Source organism: Gluconobacter sp. (assembly GCF_047723935.1).
In the GTDB taxonomy this organism is placed as follows: domain Bacteria; phylum Pseudomonadota; class Alphaproteobacteria; order Acetobacterales; family Acetobacteraceae; genus Gluconobacter.
In genome coordinates this window covers 1-16,716 of sequence record NZ_JBDOBO010000004.1, presented here as the reverse complement: position 1 = coordinate 16,716, position 16,716 = coordinate 1, and the positions used below count along the sequence as shown (strand labels likewise).

At 55.6% G+C, this 16,716-nt stretch carries 13 protein-coding genes; 6 read left to right on the top strand and 7 right to left on the bottom strand.

Annotated features, from left to right (window positions below; genetic code table 11):
• Window positions 1-41: 41 nt before the first annotated feature.
• Window positions 42-875, bottom strand: coding sequence for a bifunctional DNA-formamidopyrimidine glycosylase/DNA-(apurinic or apyrimidinic site) lyase (gene mutM / locus ABF979_RS03720; RefSeq protein ID WP_415557885.1), 834 nt, complete (start codon window positions 873-875; stop codon window positions 42-44).
• A gap of 30 nt (window positions 876-905) precedes the next feature.
• Between mutM and ABF979_RS03715 the strand changes: the two genes are divergently transcribed.
• The 5 genes from ABF979_RS03715 to ABF979_RS03695 all read left to right on the top strand — a co-directional run bounded on the left by ABF979_RS03715 (window position 906) and on the right by ABF979_RS03695 (window position 6,414).
• Window positions 906-1,694, top strand: a complete 789-nt coding sequence (locus ABF979_RS03715) for a class I SAM-dependent methyltransferase (RefSeq protein ID WP_064273224.1) — start codon at window positions 906-908, stop codon at window positions 1,692-1,694.
• Window positions 1,695-1,697: 3 nt separating this feature from the next.
• Window positions 1,698-2,888, top strand: coding sequence for a bifunctional phosphopantothenoylcysteine decarboxylase/phosphopantothenate--cysteine ligase CoaBC (gene coaBC / locus ABF979_RS03710; RefSeq protein ID WP_415557883.1), 1,191 nt, complete (start codon window positions 1,698-1,700; stop codon window positions 2,886-2,888).
• Window positions 2,889-2,911: 23 nt separating this feature from the next.
• A complete protein-coding gene (gene dut / locus ABF979_RS03705; RefSeq protein WP_415557881.1) occupies window positions 2,912-3,367 on the top strand; it encodes a dUTP diphosphatase in 456 nt (151 codons plus the stop codon).
• 90 nt (window positions 3,368-3,457) lie between these two features.
• Complete coding sequence (locus ABF979_RS03700; protein ID WP_415557879.1) at window positions 3,458-5,104, top strand: ABC transporter permease subunit; 1,647 nt, start codon at window positions 3,458-3,460, stop codon at window positions 5,102-5,104.
• The gene (locus tag ABF979_RS03695) at window positions 5,101-6,414 is read left to right on the top strand and encodes an AAA-associated domain-containing protein (protein WP_415557877.1); all 1,314 of its coding nucleotides are present in this window, start codon (window positions 5,101-5,103) and stop codon (window positions 6,412-6,414) included. The genes ABF979_RS03700 and ABF979_RS03695 overlap by 4 nt, the downstream gene beginning before the upstream one ends.
• 37 nt (window positions 6,415-6,451) lie before the next feature.
• Here ABF979_RS03695 and msrA read toward each other — a convergent pair whose 3' ends face one another.
• Together msrA and ABF979_RS03685 are read right to left on the bottom strand one after the other, a co-directional pair.
• Window positions 6,452-6,994, bottom strand: coding sequence for a peptide-methionine (S)-S-oxide reductase MsrA (gene msrA / locus ABF979_RS03690; RefSeq protein WP_215768747.1), 543 nt, complete (start codon window positions 6,992-6,994; stop codon window positions 6,452-6,454).
• Between the two features lie 50 nt (window positions 6,995-7,044).
• Window positions 7,045-8,976 carry a CocE/NonD family hydrolase gene (locus ABF979_RS03685; protein WP_064273462.1) on the bottom strand — a complete coding sequence of 644 codons (1,932 nt, stop codon included), beginning with the start codon at window positions 8,974-8,976 and terminating at the stop codon, window positions 7,045-7,047.
• A 153-nt stretch (window positions 8,977-9,129) separates the two neighbouring features.
• Between ABF979_RS03685 and ilvD the strand changes: the two genes are divergently transcribed.
• Complete coding sequence (gene ilvD / locus ABF979_RS03680) at window positions 9,130-10,986, top strand: dihydroxy-acid dehydratase (protein WP_415557875.1); 1,857 nt, start codon at window positions 9,130-9,132, stop codon at window positions 10,984-10,986.
• On the opposite strand, the gene ABF979_RS03675 is transcribed toward ilvD, so the two are convergent.
• Genes ABF979_RS03675 through ABF979_RS03660 form a run of 4 tightly spaced genes read right to left on the bottom strand, consistent with a single transcriptional unit; the run spans window position 10,964 to window position 16,511 of the window.
• Entirely contained in the window at window positions 10,964-11,878 is a 915-nt protein-coding gene (locus ABF979_RS03675) for a hypothetical protein (RefSeq protein WP_415557873.1), read from the bottom strand. The two genes, ilvD and ABF979_RS03675, sit on opposite strands and share 23 nt — an antisense overlap.
• Window positions 11,835-14,501, bottom strand: a complete 2,667-nt coding sequence (locus tag ABF979_RS03670; RefSeq protein WP_415557871.1) for a valine--tRNA ligase — start codon at window positions 14,499-14,501, stop codon at window positions 11,835-11,837. Before ABF979_RS03670 ends, ABF979_RS03675 begins: the two co-directional genes overlap by 44 nt.
• 45 nt (window positions 14,502-14,546) lie before the next feature.
• On the bottom strand, window positions 14,547-15,017 hold the full coding sequence (locus ABF979_RS03665; RefSeq protein ID WP_415557869.1) for a DUF2497 domain-containing protein: 471 nt from the start codon (window positions 15,015-15,017) through the stop codon (window positions 14,547-14,549).
• Between the two features lie 36 nt (window positions 15,018-15,053).
• Window positions 15,054-16,511, bottom strand: a complete 1,458-nt coding sequence (locus ABF979_RS03660; protein WP_202207416.1) for a TolC family outer membrane protein — start codon at window positions 16,509-16,511, stop codon at window positions 15,054-15,056.
• Window positions 16,512-16,716 lie beyond the last annotated feature (205 nt).

Here is a 16,716-nt window from a genome sequence, read left to right as displayed (position 1 = left end):
TACACATTTTATACACACTGCCACCAATAGGGCGGAGGCCACTATTTCTGGCAGTTTGCGCAGAAAAATGTCGAACGCCCCGCTTGGGTGATGCGTGAAATGGTGGAGCCTGCCCCACACTGGCGGCATGTCTCGCCTTCCCGCCCATAAACAAGGTGGAGATCCTGAAATCCCCCTTTCGTCCCGTCAGCCTGCACGTAGTCTCTTAAAGAGGAGCCTCCTGACGCGATGGCCTCTTCCAGAACAGTTCGAATGGCATTTGCAAGACTGTCGGCTTCTGCCTCTGTCAGCGTCGTGGCCGCGCGTGCGGGGTGAATATGGCTTCGGAAGAGGGCCTCACACACATAGATATTGCCGAGGCCCACAATCAGCTTCTGGTCCAGAAGCGCTGTTTTGATCGGCGTGCGGCGACCTTGCATGACCGTATGAAGATACGTGCCAGTCATATTCGTGGATAAGGGCTCGATTCCCAGGCCGTTCAGAAGGCGATGTGCGTTTTCCTGATGTGTGGGAACCACATCCACCATGCCGAACCTGCGTGGGTCAACCAGGCCAGCGCGTGCCCCGTTTTCCGTCTGCAGGACAAGGTGCTCATGTTTTGGCGGAGTCGTATTCATGCCTGACTGCCCAAGGAGCAGTCTGCCGGACATCCCCAGATGCAGCATCATGCTCCATCCGTTCTCGACGCGCATCAGGATATACTTGGCGCGACGATGAAAGGAGAGCACTGTCTGCCCTTCAAGCCTTTCCCGGAGATCCAAGGGAAATGGCCACCTCAGGTCAGGGCGGTTGACAGTAACGTGACGGATCCTCTGCCCCTGAAAGGCATCCTGGAACCCACGCATGACGGTTTCGACTTCTGGAAGCTCTGGCATGACTGGTCACAAAGATATATCGATTGCCCCATGACCGATAGCGCTGAACATAACGTCCCGCCCTTCCCGTCTTCCGAGCAGACCGGAGACACCACGGATTTTGGTTACCGCAATGTCCCGCGGAACCAGAAGAAGACCATGGTCAGGGAGGTGTTCGAGAGTGTCGCTGGCAAATATGACATCATGAATGACGTCATGTCGCTGGGGATCCATCGCGTCTGGAAGCGGATTTTCGTGGGCATGCTCGGTGCCCGTCCGAACATGAAGCTGCTGGATCTGGCTGGCGGTACAGGTGACATCACATTCGGCTGGCTTCGTGCAGGCGGTGGCCCGGCTATTCTCTCTGACATTAACTCGGCGATGTTGTCCGTTGGGCGTGATCGCGCAATTAAGGCTGGTCTGATCGGCCAGATTGAAGTGTGTGTCGTCGACGCCGAAGCGATTCCCCTGCCCGACTGTTCTGTTGATCGCGTGACCATCGCTTTTGGTCTGCGGAACTGCACCGACAAGGATGCAGTGCTTCGTGAAGCGCGTCGGGTTCTGAAGCCCGGTGGACGCTTCTTCTGTCTTGAATTTTCTCGTGTCGAAATTGCGGCTCTTTCGCCTGTCTATGATACGTGGTCTTTCAAGGTTCTCCCCAAGATGGGACAGTTGATCGCCAAGGACGCTGAGAGCTACCAGTATCTTGCCGAGAGCATCCGTATGTTCCCGGACCAGGAAACACTTGCTCAGATGATGCGGAATGCAGGTCTGGAGCGTGTTCAGTATCGCAACCTGTCTGGCGGTATTGCTGCCATTCACTCCGGTTGGCGTCTGTAATTGATGCGCCGCGTTCTGCTGATTGTTGGCGGAGGAATTGCTGCTTATCGGGCGCTGGAGCTGGTGCGCCTGCTAAAAGCAGACAATGTTTCCGTGACACCGGTTATGACGGATGCGGCAAAAGCATTCATTACACCTCTTAGCCTTGAAGCTCTGTCTGGGGAGCGGGTGCATGATGCGCTCTTTGCTCCCACGCAGGAGAGCGAGATTGGCCATATCGCTCTGGCACGCAGCGCAGATCTTGTCGTAGTCTGCCCGGCTACAGCTAATCTCATGGCCCGTATGGCGCATGGCATGGCCGATGATCTGGCCACAACGCTCCTTTTAGCCACCACGACGCCTATACTGCTGGCGCCCGCCATGAATGTGCGCATGTGGGAGCATCCCGCGACACAGGCCAACCTCGCCCTTCTGAAAGAGCGTGGCGTGCGGGTCGTAGGCCCCGATGAAGGCAATATGGCGTGTGGGGAGTTTGGTCCGGGCCGTCTGAGTCAACCTGACGTCATTCGGGACGCAATTCTGGAGGCGCTGGCGTCCGATCATTCTTTGGCTGGCAGGCATGCTCTCGTTACTGCGGGACCAACAGTTGAACCCCTAGATCCTGTCAGGTTTCTCTCCAATCACTCTTCTGGCAAGCAGGGCTACGCGATTGCCGCCGCTCTTGCGGCGCGAGGCGCAAAAGTAACGCTTGTCAGTGGTCCGGTTGCTCTGCCCGTCCCGTCAGGTGTCGTCTGTGTAAAGGTTCAGACAGCACGTGAGATGTTAGGGGCGTGTGAAGCCGCGCTTCCTGCTGAAATCGCCGTTTGCACCGCCGCGGTCAGTGACTGGCGCGCAAAGGCAGCGGCTCAGGGTAAAATCAAAAAGACCAATGAGGGGCCGCCTGTTCTCGAACTGGTGGAAAACCCGGATATCCTTGCAACTCTCTGTCGACTGGCAAATAGGCCGAAACTGATCGTCGGCTTCGCCGCTGAGACTGATGACGTGCTCGACAATGCTGTTGCCAAGCGTGAGCGCAAGGGGTGTGACTGGCTGGTGGCCAATGATGTGCGTCGCGGTGTCTTTGGAGCAGACAGAAATTTGGTCAGCCTGATCACTGAGACGGGCATCGAAACCTGGCCTGAAATGGACAAGTCTCAGGTTGCCGGGAAACTGGTACAGCGGATTTCTGACGTCTTCGTCTCTTCAATCCCCTGAAAATCCAAGATAAGAAAGGCCTCATGATGACCGATCTTATTGATGTACGGATTACACGCCTTCCTCATTCCGAGGGCCTGCCTCTGCCAGCTTACGCCACCTCTGGTGCCGCTGGTTTCGACTTTGTTGCTGCGATTGCAGAACCGCTTGTCATCGCACCGGGTGGTCGTGCACTTGTTCCCACAGGATTATGCATTGCCCTGCCCTCTGCCTACGAGCTTCAGATCCGCCCTCGTTCTGGCCTGGCTCTGAAGCACGGCATTACACTCCCAAATTCTCCTGGCACGATTGATGAAGATTATCGCGGGGAAATTGGTATTATTGTCATGAATGCCGGGAGTGAGCCCTTCACGGTAGAGCGTGGCACCCGCATTGCTCAGGGGGTTTTGGCGCCGGTGTCCCGTTTGAAGTGGCAGGAAGTTTCTTCTCTGGATGAAACGAATCGCGGTGCACGCGGTTTTGGCAGCACAGGCCACTGAGACGCTTTAGGACATGCAGAAAACACTTGAGCCTCCGGAAGAACCTTCCTTACTCTCGGTCATCATGAAACCGGGAGGACAACAGTCATCATGACGGGCAGCCCGCTGGCCATGCCCATTCGCGTTATGCATCGCTGGCGACAGCGTATGAGTGGCGTAGAGTTATCAATTCTGTTTGCCATGACGGGTCTGTGTCTTTTCCTGCTGAAGAGCGCAGTCTGGGTTCCTGGTACCCTGTCGCTTCCGACCAATCCCGCATTCCCAATATGGCAGGAAGTCGCGTGGACAGTTCTTCACGCTGCTCTTGCTCTAGTAACTGTGGTTATTGTCTCGCTCGTGCTGGCTGGTATGGCACGACAGTTTCCGCGGTTTCGCAACATTCTGGTGCCTTCCCTCTCTGTTGCGCGTGCGGTTCCGGGCCTTGGTCTGACGGGACTTCTACTGCTGTTTTTACCCCCCCTTGCGGTGATTGTGGCTGCAACAGCTTTCAACATGATCTGGCGCGTTCTGACAGCTCTTCTGGATGCTCAGGACACTCTTCCTGCCGAACTTGAAGAAGTCGCCACAGGCCTGCGTATGACGGGCTGGCAGCACTTCTGGCGGTTGCAGGTTCCGGTTGCCATCCCACTGGTGACGTTCCGTGCTGTGCAGGCCATTCCGGGGTTATGGTTTCGCCTGCTGTGTGTGGAGGGGCTTATGACCCTTCTGATGCGGCGGGACGTCGGAGGGTGCGGGGCGCAGGCTTTAATCGCGCTTGAAACCCATCATCTGAGCTGGTTTCTGGAGGCTGGTGTCTGCGCGGTTCTTCTGATCGTAATCATGGACCAGTGTCTGATCAGACCTATGACCGGATGGGCGCAGCGGTACAGGCTGGATGGTCCTCAGCCACAGAAAAAACGTACCCACTCCTGGATGCTTCAGTTCTGGAGAGAAACAGGTCTTCTGAACGGTGTTAGCGTGAGTTTGCACACGCTCATTAGCGGGATCGGTAACTGCCGGATCGGCCGGACGGTGCGCTACGTTCAACCCTCCTCCCCGGAATCCCTACCGGTGCCTGGCTGGCTTATTCCTGCGGCCTCCCTACTCTTTCTGGGTCTCGCCATTGCGCAGAGCCATCTGGCGACACGTCTGCCCTATGATGTGCTTGAGAGTGTTCTGACGCTTCTGCATGTTTGCGGGGCTCTTATTCTGTGCATCGTGCTCTGGTTACCGCTGGCTCTATTTTTCTTTGATGCTGGAGCCGGTATTTTTCGGGGCAGCAGAATGATTATTCTGGCAGGCTCGCTTTTCCCGGCCGTTCTTCTTTATCCTGCTTTCCGTGGGCTGGATGTCGTTCCCACCGCTGTTCTTCTGTTCCTTGGTGCGCATTGGCTCACGGGTGGGACGGTACTGGATGCCATTCAGGCTATTCCGGCGCCGTTCAGGCAGGTTGCGCGCGGACTGCGGCTTAAAGGCGTTCTGCTGTGGAAGCGCCTGATCTTACCAGCCATTGCACCTGATCTGTGTGGAGGCCTGCTTTTGGCCGCTGTTCCAATCTGGGATGCCGTGATGGTGGCTGAGGCGTTTGTGCCTTCTGATAGCGGACTGGGTGCGACGCTCCTGGCCGATATGCTTCAGGGGCAAATCGGCGCACAGATCGTTATTCTTATGCTTCTCACGCTTCTTTCCATGCTGCTTGATCGTCTTGTTCTTCAGCCCCTCGCGGTTTACGCCGCACAGAAATATGCAATCCGATGATCTGTTCCCTGCTTAGCCTTCAGGACTGCCGCCAGATTTACCAGAAGGACAGCAATGCTGATCTTGTGGTGCTTGATCAGGTCAGTTTCGATGTGCGTCCTGGTGAAATCCTTGGGCTTCTTGGCCGGTCTGGTTCCGGAAAGTCTTCCCTCCTGCGGATCATGTCCGGACAAACGCCTCCCGTAGAGGGAAAGGTTTATTGGGAGGGCAAGCCTGTAGCCGGCCCATTGGAAAAGGTGGCGACAGTTTTTCAGTCGGGTGCAATGTTTCCATGGCTGACCCTTCGACAGAATGTGCTGCTGGGGCTTGAAGCGCAGCGTCTGTCACGGTCCGAGCGGGAAACGCGTGCCAGTGCCGCAATTGAGGTCATGGGACTTGAGGGATACGAAAACGCCTATCCCAAGGAGTTATCTGAAGCCCTCAGCCAACGTGCCTCGTTTGCACGGGCACTGGCGCTTCAACCTTCTCTTCTCATGCTGGATGAGCCGTTTTCGGCCCTCGACGTTCTGAGTGCGGAAAATCTAAGAACGGACCTGATTGAACTCTGGGCCGAAAAGCGCTTGTCGTCGCTCAATGCGATGATACTCGCGACGCATGGTATTGAAGAAGCCGTGCTGATGTGTGACCGGATCCTGATTTTCTCGTCCAGCCCAGGGCGAGTGACGCACGAAATTTCCGTTCCATTCCCTCATCCGCGAAATCGAGAAGGCGCTGATTTTCGAAGCTTCGTGGATCAGATCTATACCCTCATGACACGGCGCGCCCCGATTGTCTCGGAAGTCGATACTACGGTCGGTGTGTCGGCTGCTGCGTTGCCGCCTCTGTCCATTGTATTGCCAGACCTTCAGATTGAAGTGCTGGTTGGTCTTATGGAAGTTCTGAGTGGAGAGCCGCTCTCAGGCCGCGCGGATCTTCCGGAACTTGGTCAGCGTTTGCAGATGACGCTCGATGATCTTCTGCCGCTGGGAGAGTCCCTGCAACTGCTTGATCTTGCAGAACTGGAAGATGGAGACATTCTTCTCACGGATGATGGGCGATCATTCGTCGAGGGAGACGCCGATGCCCGCAGGGATATTATGCGCACGGCGCTCCTGCATTATCTGCCGCTCCTTCGCGTCATTCGAAGCACGTTGGATGAGCGGCCGAATCATGTGGTGGATGCCAATCGCTTTCGCAAAGCTCTCGAAGAGAACATGTCTCCCGATTATGCCCAGCAGACACTGACAACAGCTATCGGCTGGGCACGGTATGCTGAACTGTTCGATTATGATGAAGAGTCAGACCGCTTTCATCTGGAAACGGAAGAATAGGATCTGCTTCTGCCCTTCAGCAGAAGCAGAAAACCCTTCAGGCCGGTGTCTTGAGACGGTCCCGGTATAGCTTGCGCGCCTTGGCAACTTTGGGCGCGACAACAGCCGCACAATAGGCCGTTTCCGGATTGCGGGCGAAATAGTCGAGGTGCTTTTCCTCGGCGCGCCAGAAATGCGCCGGGCCTTCAATGGACGTGACAATCGGTGCGGGCCAGATCTGCTCTTCGGTGATCTCGGCCTTTACCTCCTGTGCAACACGCTGTTGGTCCGCGTCTCCGAAAATAACAGAGCGATACTGCGTCCCGACATCATTGCCCTGCCGATTGAGCTGCGTGGGATCATGGGTCGTGAAAAAGACCCGCAGGACATCTGCCAGAGAAATTTCCGCTGGATCAAACACGACCTTCACGACCTCTGCATGTCCGGTATTCCCGGTGCAAACAGCTTCGTAGGACGGATTATCGACATGACCGCCTGCGTATCCCGGGTCTGCCGAGATAATGCCGCGCAGGCCGGTATAGACGGCTTCCACGCACCAGAAACAGCCTGCACCAAGAAGAATGGAAGAGTGTGCACTCATAAACTGAGTCTCCTGAGACGATAGCCTCCCCATATGGGGAGGCCTCTTCCTTATTTCACCACTGGTAACCAGATTGCGCTTGCAGCATTGCCGCCGCGATGAATGGTCTGGGTTGCAGAGTGATAGTCCGACGCTTTCGCGTCGAAGATATTCTGAACGAAGCTTTGCGGATTGCGGTCATAAAGCGGGAACCAGCTGGACTGGATCTGGATTTGAATCCGATGGCCCTTCTGGAAAACATGGTTCACCGCCGGCAGCGTGAACTTGTATTCCTGAATCTGTCCTGCGGGTATGGCCGATGGGTGCGCGAAGTCATTGCGATAGCGCCCACGGAAGATGTCCATCGAAACTGGAAGCTCATACCCGCCCATTTCCGGACGATCCGGCGTAACGCCAGGCTGCACGTCGATGATTTTTACAACCCAGTCGGCGTCCGTGCCGGTCGTGGAAGCAAAAATATCGGCGGTCGGGACGCCTGACACACGGACGGGCGCGTCCAGAACGGGAGTTTCGTAAGTCAGAACGTCCGGGCGGCTCTCGGCAAAGCGCTGGTCCGTAACAAGCCATGCTTTCCAGCGTGAATCCCCTGCGTTGTAGGGGCGCGGCATGAAAGGAACAGGATGAGCAGGATCAGAGATATAAGCATCCGTTCCAGGCAGCGTCCGCTTGAATGACAGGCCGTGGTCAGGCTGAAGATAGAGACGCTCCCCACGCATCATGCAGGTCGTGTCACACTCTGCAAGCCAGTTGCGGAAATGATCCCAGTGATTTTCGCCCGTGTTGTAGATAATCGCTTCATCAAGATGCGGGTCAGCGCCATCCTTCAGATAATGATCGAAGAATGGACGCATGACGTTGGAGCGGTACCAAAGGGCCGTGTCACCTTCAAAGTGAAGTGGACCTAGCGTCGATCCGTCATAATTAACGCCACTATGGCGCCATGGTCCCATAACGAGAACATTCGGGACCTGTGTGTGGTGAGCCTTGAGGTTCATCCAGGAATGGATCGCCCCCCACATGTCTTCCTGATCCCACAGGCCCTGTTCCCAGATTGTCGGGACCTTCAGAGGCTTACGGACAAGGATCTGGTCAAGCGCCTGTTCCTGCCAAAACGCATCGTAAGATGGGTGTGCTTTCAGGCGGTTCCACCACGGATACTGGTTCAGCCCTGCTTTGGTTGCAAATGCCCCCGTTGAGCCAGCCTGCAGAAAATTGGTGTAATCGTCGGCATCTGCGCGAGGAATTGTCGGCCCCTCGCCGGCTTCGCTCATCTGCATGGTGAAATAGTCGAGGCCAGGCTGACGGAACGCGCCATAGTGGAACCAGTCGTCACCCATCCAGCCATCGACCATCGGGCTTTCCGGAGCGGCCACTTTGAGGGCTGGATGCGGGTCCAGCAATGCCATCACAACGGTCCAGCCTTCATACGAAGAGCCAGTCATGCCAACACGACCGTTGCTTTCGGGAAGGTTTTTCACGAGCCAGTCGATCGTGTCCCACGCATCGGTGGTGTCGTCTGTCTTGGTGGGATTGAGGGGCCCGATCGGCGGACGGGTCATGATGTAGTCGCCCTGGGACCCGTACTTTCCACGAATATCCTGGAAAACGCGGATATATCCTTCCTCGACGAAGACACCGTCGCCCTGAGGGCAAATTTCACGCATGGTTGGCGCGTTGGGAATTCGGTTCAGGCGCTCACTGGCATGATATGGTGTGCGCGTGAGCAGGATTGGTGCGTTTTTTGCTCCCTTGGGAATGACAATCACGGTATGGAGCTTCACTCCGTCCCGCATGGGAATCATGATGTCACGCTTGATGTAGTCCTGCTGATCAGTTGGCAGGGCGGCATGAGCTGGAATGTCGTTTCCGGTCTGGATCATGTCTGGCGTTACGGCGGGTCCAGCAGATGCCGGGGCAGCCAGTGCGGCAGGGATACAGGCAATGGAAAGAGCCGTTCCAAGGCTGAGAAGATAACGTTTCACAAAAGGCTCCTGATCTTTGGATGGATTTTGGCCTTGTGTGTTCCCATCTAGCAAGAGCGGGAGAGAATGCTTTTCATATCTTTCCTGATCTGGTCTTTTTTTATTTGATTCGCTATGGAGCATGGCTCCTTCTGTTATGAAAGTTCTGTTCTGATGCCTGCCTATCGTTCCCGCACTACGACCCATGGCCGCAACATGGCTGGCGCGCGTGCGCTCTGGCGCGCAACGGGGATGAAGGACGGTGACTTCGGAAAGCCTATTATCGCGATTGCCAACTCTTTCACCCAGTTTGTTCCCGGGCATGTGCATCTGAAAGATATGGGCTCTCTCGTAGCTTCCGCCATTGAGGAAGCCGGTGGCGTCGCTAAAGAATTCAACACGATCGCTGTGGATGACGGCATCGCCATGGGACACGGCGGAATGCTGTATTCCCTGCCCTCACGAGAGCTGATTGCTGACTCCGTTGAGTATATGGTGAACGCGCACTGTGCGGATGCCATCGTCTGCATCAGCAACTGCGACAAAATCACGCCGGGCATGTTGATGGCCTCCCTGCGACTGAACATTCCTGTTGTGTTCGTGTCTGGTGGCCCCATGGAAGCGGGCAAGCTCAATGGGCCAGGTGTTGAGCGTAAGCTGGATCTTGTAGATTCGATGGTTGCTGCGGCGAACCCGAACGTGACGGACAGTGAATCTGAACAGATCGAGCGCTCAGCTTGCCCGACCTGTGGCTCATGCTCTGGTATGTTTACGGCCAATTCCATGAATTGCCTTGTAGAGGCGCTGGGTCTTGCGCTGCCTGGTAACGGGTCTCTGCTGGCAACGCACGCTGACCGTCGCGATCTGTTCCTGAGGGCGGGTCGTCTCTCAGTTGAGCTGGCACGTCGCTGGTATGAGCAGGACGATGCCTCCGTTCTGCCGCGTAGCATCGCAACCCGGAGTGCGTTTGAAAATGCCATGGCGCTGGATATTGCCATGGGTGGATCAACGAATACCGTATTGCATCTGCTGGCTGCTGCCCGCGAAGGTGAAGTGGATTTCCACATGGCAGACATTGATCGTCTGTCCCGCAAGGTGCCGCATCTTTGCAAAGTCGCGCCTGCCAAAGCAGACGTTCACATGGAAGACGTGCATCGTGCGGGTGGTGTTCCAGCCATTCTGGGCGAACTCGATCGCGCAGGGCTGTTGCAAACATCTCTTCCAACCGTTCATGCTTCCACATTGGCCGATGCCCTTCAGAAGTGGGACATCATGAATGGCGGCGAAGAAGCGGTTAAAATGTTCAAGGCTGCTCCTGGCGGAGTGCGCACCGTTCATGCCTTCTCACAGTCCAGCCAGTACCATGAACTGGATACGGATCGTGAGAATGGCGTCCTGCGAAGCCGTGCTCATGCCTTCTCGCAGGATGGTGGGCTGGCCGTTCTGTACGGCAACCTCGCGGAAGACGGCGCGATTGTGAAAACTGCCAGCGTGGCCAAAGACATTCTGACCTTCACGGGTACGGCGCGTGTATTTGAAAGTCAGGACGATGCTGTTGCCGCTGTTCTTGGGAACAAGATCGTTGCTGGCGATGTCGTTGTTATCCGCTACGAGGGGCCGCGCGGTGGTCCAGGGATGCAGGAAATGCTGTACCCGACCAGCTATCTAAAATCCAAAGGGTTGGCTGAAGTCTGCGCTCTGGTGACGGATGGCCGTTTCTCGGGTGGTAGCTCAGGCCTCTCCATTGGGCATGTCTCGCCGGAGGCTGCTGAAGGCGGTGTGATCGGCTTGGTAGAAGATGGTGATCGCATCGTGATCGACATTCCAAACCGGACGATGCGTCTTGATATTTCAGATGCCGAAATCTCGAGCCGTCGCGAGGCTATGAATAATCGTGGCGAAAATGCCTGGAAGCCGAACCGTACGCGCGTTGTATCCCGTGCCTTGCAGGCTTATGCAGCGATGACAACAAGTGCTGCCAACGGTGCTGTTCGTGATCTTTCTCAGATCATCGTGAAGACACGCGGCTGATAACCCGCTCTACGGCCTCTCTCAATTCGGGAGAGGCCAACATTTTTGGCCCGTCATGCCCTGTGTTGGGTACGATATCGATGTCCCAGTTAAACGGGACATCAAGCCTGTAGGCTTCTTCTCTGGCTTGGGCATAGGCCCATTGCCCTCTCTCCAGGCGGTTGCGGCCCTGACCCATGGCCTCTGCAATACGACCAGCTTCAAGAGTCGTTTCCACATCATCCGAGCCAAGCAAAATGGTGAGGTGCTCAGCCAGATAACGCTTGATGGATTGCTGTTGAGTATTTTCCGGCCAGCCATTGAACCCATAAGGGACCGGGCTCTCAGCTTCCGGCTCTACATATGTTGCCGGATTCATGAGGATGATTTCGACTTCATTTGCCGGAGCATATGCCGCCACACGGTCCAGAAACTGTGCGCCGGCTGAATGTCCGATCAGAATGATGGGAAGATTGGGCTGCTGGGTTTCGTCCCATGCCCATTGTTCCATGGGCTTGATCAGGGTCGCTGCGGGCAGTTCGCCTTGGCGTACAGGAAAACCACCGCGCTGATATTGCCAAGTAGGAAACTGCTTCAGAGGAAAAGACGGCGCAAAGACAACTCCGCAGACTGCGCGTGCAAGCGGAATACTTTGATCGCGATATGCCTCGTTATCACGGTCTTTGGCGGCCATTACGAACAGGATGACACGTAGACGGCAATCGGCTGGTCGGAACGTGTCTATGTCCAGAGATCGACCATACAGAGTGGCTTTCTGAGAGCTCGATCCGACAGGAAGTTCTGTGGCTCTGGCAATGGGGATCTGTGAGACCACCATTGCCAGAGCAATCAGGAAAAGCTTTGGAGGCTTAGCCAAGCCGCGCAAGGGCTGCCTTGAGGCGTTCGAGATCATGCTCGAAGGTCTCAAGACGCTGACGGTTTTCTTCAACCACTTCCGGCTTTGCACGTGCAACAAAATCAGCGTTGTCCAGTTTGCGACGGACCTTGATGATTTCACTTTCGTTCTTGCTGATCTCTTTTGCAAGGCGCCCCCGTTCTGCATCGAGATCAATCAGGCCCTCCAGCGGGATAAAGATTGTCGCTTCATCAAGCACGATCTGAGCGGCATTCTTTGGTATCTCCCCCTGGAAAATATCGACTTCAGAGACACGCGCCATGCGGCCGATGGCTTCAGCCCATGTCTTTGCACGAGTGAGATTTTCGGGCGAAACATCGCGGAAAATCAGCGGTGCTTTCTGTGCCGGGGGGATGTTCATTTCAGAGCGCAGCGTACGAACTTCGCTGATCAGGCGTACAACCCAATCCAGTTCTGCACGGGCTTCCTCTGCGTTTTGGACAGGCATCTTTTCAGGCCAGCGGATTGAGGTGAAGTCCCCCGAATAACCCAGTTCTTTCCAGAGAGTGGCTGTTACAAATGGTGTCACAGGCTGCATGAGGCGCAGAATCAGTCCTAAAACATGGGCACTGACGGCGCGGAGTTCGATTGTCTCATCATTTTCGGCCGCGAAGACGGGCTTGGAGAACTCTACGAACCAGTCGCAGAAGCAGCTCCAGACGAAGCGATAACAACAGTTAGCGTACTCATCGAACCGATAGTTCGAGAGAGCCTGCTGTGCGTCCGCAATTGCAGTGTTCGCTTCTGAAAGGATCCAGCGCCCCAAGCTGCTCTGCACAGTCGTTGGGTCAAAGTTCGCGACCGGCCGTGCACCATTCATCTCGAGGAAGCGGGATGCATTCCAGAGTTTCGTGACGAATGCACGGTGCTCTTCAACGCGCTTGCGACCGAGCTTGATATCGCGGCCTGGGCCTGTGCCCGCACAGATTGCCAGGCGCGTTGCATCAGCACCAAACTCTGCAATGAGGTCCAGAGGATCCAGCCCATTCCCCTTGGACTTGGACATTTTTTGGCCTTTTTCGTCCCTGACAAGGCCGTGGATCAGGACCGTTCGGAAAGGCACGTCGTCCATGAAATGCAGGCCCATCATCATCATCCGGGCAACCCAGAAGAAGATAATATCAAAGCCCGTGACGAGGACGCTCGTCGGGTAGTAGTGCGCAAGCTCGGGCGTCTTGTCCGGCCAGCCGAGAGTTGTGAAGGGCCAGAGGCCAGAGCTAAACCACGTGTCGAGAACATCTTCGTCCTGCGTCAGTGGAACGCCATCACCGGCCTGCGCCTGAGCCTCAGCTTCGGTATTAGCGACATATGTGCTGCCATCCGGCCCATACCAGGCCGGAATACGATGCCCCCACCAGAGCTGGCGGCTGATGCACCATGGCTGAATGTCTCGCATCCAGGCAAAGAACGTATTCTGCCACTGTCTGGGCTCGAAAACGATTTTACCACTTTCCACGGCCTCTACTGCTGGGCCTGAAAGCTTTTTTGCATCGCAGTACCACTGCAGGGTCAGGCGCGGTTCGACAACCGCTCCACCGCGCTCGGCATAAGGGACCTGAAGCTTATGTGGTTCGATTTTTTCAAGCCACTCAAGGCGTTCGAGTTCGGCGACGATGCGCTTACGTCCTTCTTCCCGGCTTAGGCCCGCAAGCGATTCCACAAACGCTACTGACGCCAGGCCCTCGACATCAGCCAGTTCGGCACGGATTTCTTCAAGCCAGATATGGGCTGTTTCATCCAGCATCGTGGGCGCAGACAGATTGTGTCTTTTGCCCACTTCAAAGTCATTGAAGTCGTGAGCAGGCGTAATTTTTACGGCGCCGGTTCCCTTTTCAGGGTCGGAATAGAGATCTGCCACAACAGGAATACGGCGACCCGTTAGCGGGAGCGTAACAAACTTGCCCACCATGTCGGCGTAGCGTTCATCTTCAGGGTGAACGGCAACGGCAACGTCTGCCAGCATCGTTTCAGGGCGCGTGGTTGCAACCGTTATCGTCCGTCCGTCCTCGATCGGATAACGGATGTACCACATGGATCCCTTGGTTTCACGGTTCTCAACCTCAAGGTCGGAGATCGCGGAACGGAAGTTCGGATCCCAGTTTACCAGTCGGCGATCACGATAAATGATCCCTTCCTGGTGTAACTGTACAAAGACCTTGCGGACGGCGCGTGAAAGCCCCTCGTCCATGGTAAAGCGTTCGCGGTCCCAGTCTGCCGAAGCACCAAGTTTGCGAAGCTGCTGGACGATCTCCCCGCCGGACTGCTCTTTCCACTTCCACACCCGCTCAAGAAAGCCTTCACGACCTAAAGCGGTTCTGCTGACGCCTTCTTTATCGAGCGAGCGTTCGACAACCATTTGCGTAGCGATGCCAGCATGGTCAGTTCCTGGCTGCCACAGGACATTGCAGCCCTCCTGACGCTTCCAGCGGATCAGAATGTCCTGCAGCGTAAATGTCAGGGCATGGCCAAGATGCAGCGTGCCCGTGACATTTGGCGGCGGAAACATGATCGAAAATGGCGTTCCCGGTGCACTCGGGTCGGCACGGAAAGCCCCGTTGTTCTCCCAGCTTTCGTAGAGAGACGTTTCATGATCAGCGGGAACAAAACTTTTTTCGAGCATGATAATCCAGAAAGTTCAGCGGCAAATGTTGGTAAAAGAAGGCAATCAGTTATTCGGGCGCAGACGCGCAATCTCGGCGCGCACCAGAATTTCTACAAGCGAAGGCAGGTGAGCATCCAGCCATGTCCGTACCATGGAGCGCACTTCAGTGCGAACCATGTCTTCAATCGTCATGCCGCTGCTTCCGCTCACGACGGTATCAGACGGGATTGATTTTCCGTTACTGGTGAATGCGGTCTGCAGGTCATTGAGCGAGTGCTCTGCAGCAGCAATGGTTTGTGCGCCCATGAGATCATCCTGCAGCGCGGAGTTGCCGTGCTCTGTCTTTGCAGGCGACACCATCATGGATGGTTCAAGGGTCAGTTCGTCATTTTCAATAGCTGACGTCACGAGTGTGCTCTCCACTGTTGTGTTCAAAGTCTTGTCGTCATGCAGGTTCCGGCGGATCGAGCTAAGGACGGTGTCGATTGTATCCTCAGCGGAGCCACGCTGCGGCTCCGGAGATGGAGAGGTCATGACGTATGGGGCATCTTGAGCATTACAGGAAAAGCATTAGCGTCCAGGCTGATTGATCGCGTAGTCGCTGGTGCCCCACAGTCTGTTCTTGACCGCATTATAGTAGGCTTTTTCATCGTAGAGCGGGACACCCAGTTTGAGGTCAGATGCCGTCAGTCTTCCGATCGACGCTGCGACCGCATACGAGGAGATGACCAGGTTAGATAGGTGCTGAACCAGTGTCTGCTGGGCCTGCAGGAGTGTCTGCTGCTGCTGGAGAACAGCTAGTGTCGTGCTGGTTCCGACCAGAGCCTGACGTTCTACGCCGTCAAGCGCGATCACGTTGGAAGATATCGCCACCCGGTCACTATTGATGGACTGCTTGAACGCTACCATCTGTTGCCAACTGGACGCTGCTTTCTGGAGTGCAGTGCGACGCTGTACATCCACTTCGCGATGAGCCGCCTGAGCCTGCTGGCGTGCGCCACGAATAGCCGCATATTCAGAGCCCCCCTGATAAATGGGAACCTGAAAAGAGAGCATTCCGTACTTGTTATCCATCAACGTGCGGCTGTAGCCTTGGTTGACAGTATGCTGATAGCTGAGGTCAGCAGAGACTTTTGGCATGATCGCCGAGATTTGCACCGAAATGTTGTCTTTTTGCTGGGCCTCGGTGAAGAGCGCATTAACGACGTCGGGATTGTTCTGCACAGCCGCGGCAACTGCCTCGCGTTCGCTCGAAACTGGTAGTTTAAGTGGCTGTGGGGGCTCAATATTCGGAGCCGCAGAAATGCCTATAATTTGCAGATATGTGGCCTGCGCGCCTTGCAGCGTTCCTTCAGCTTGTTGGCGTTGGGCCGATGCGCTCGCCAGTGCGGCCTGTGCCTGAGCAACGTCGGTTCTCGTTATTTCACCAACCCGAAAGCGTTCTTGTGTCGCTTGAACCTGTTGCTGGAGAACTCGTTCGTTATTAATGGCAAGTTGAAGAAGTTGTTCGTCCTCGACAACGCCTACATAGGCATTGACGACACTGGTAAAAACGCTTTGTTCAGTTGAAATCAGTTTGGCGCGTTCGGCCATGACCTGATTGGTCGCAGCATGGATACCGGCGACTGTTTTTCCGCCTTCGTAAAGCGGTTGGGTAATATTCACTTGCCCGTTGTAGCCGGGAGTTTGATAGGTAGAGCCACTTCCGAGGGAGCCTCCGGAAGCCGCATAATTTGTACGACCGTCGTAGTAGGTCAGATTCATGGACGTCTGAATGGTCGGGTGCCATCCAGCCATTGCCGTCGGAACCTGTTCGTCGGTTGCGCGCAGGTGGGCACGTTCTTCACGAAGCGTGGGGTTGGTCAGATAGGCAGTGGCAAGTGCTTCCTGCAGGGTATGCGGAACGAAAGTTGGGGACCCGCTCCCATCATACTTCTGAGCCAGGGCTGTTCCGCTCAGGAGAAAGCTCAGAAGACCCAGCCCTAGGGGACCGGATAGAGCCTTTGTGCCGTTGCATCCTGAAGTCATGAGATATCCTGCCATCTGAACACTGTATCGCAGCGTTTCGTGAATCAGCCCTTAATAGCCTGATCCCTCCCAGAAGAAAAATCCTCATCGGGACTGAAATATCTCTCTTGACCAAAATGTCCTGAAAGACGATATAGCCCCTGTCTCCTCCGAGGTCCGGTGGCAGAATGGTGATGTAGCGGACTGCAAATCCGCGTATGTGGGT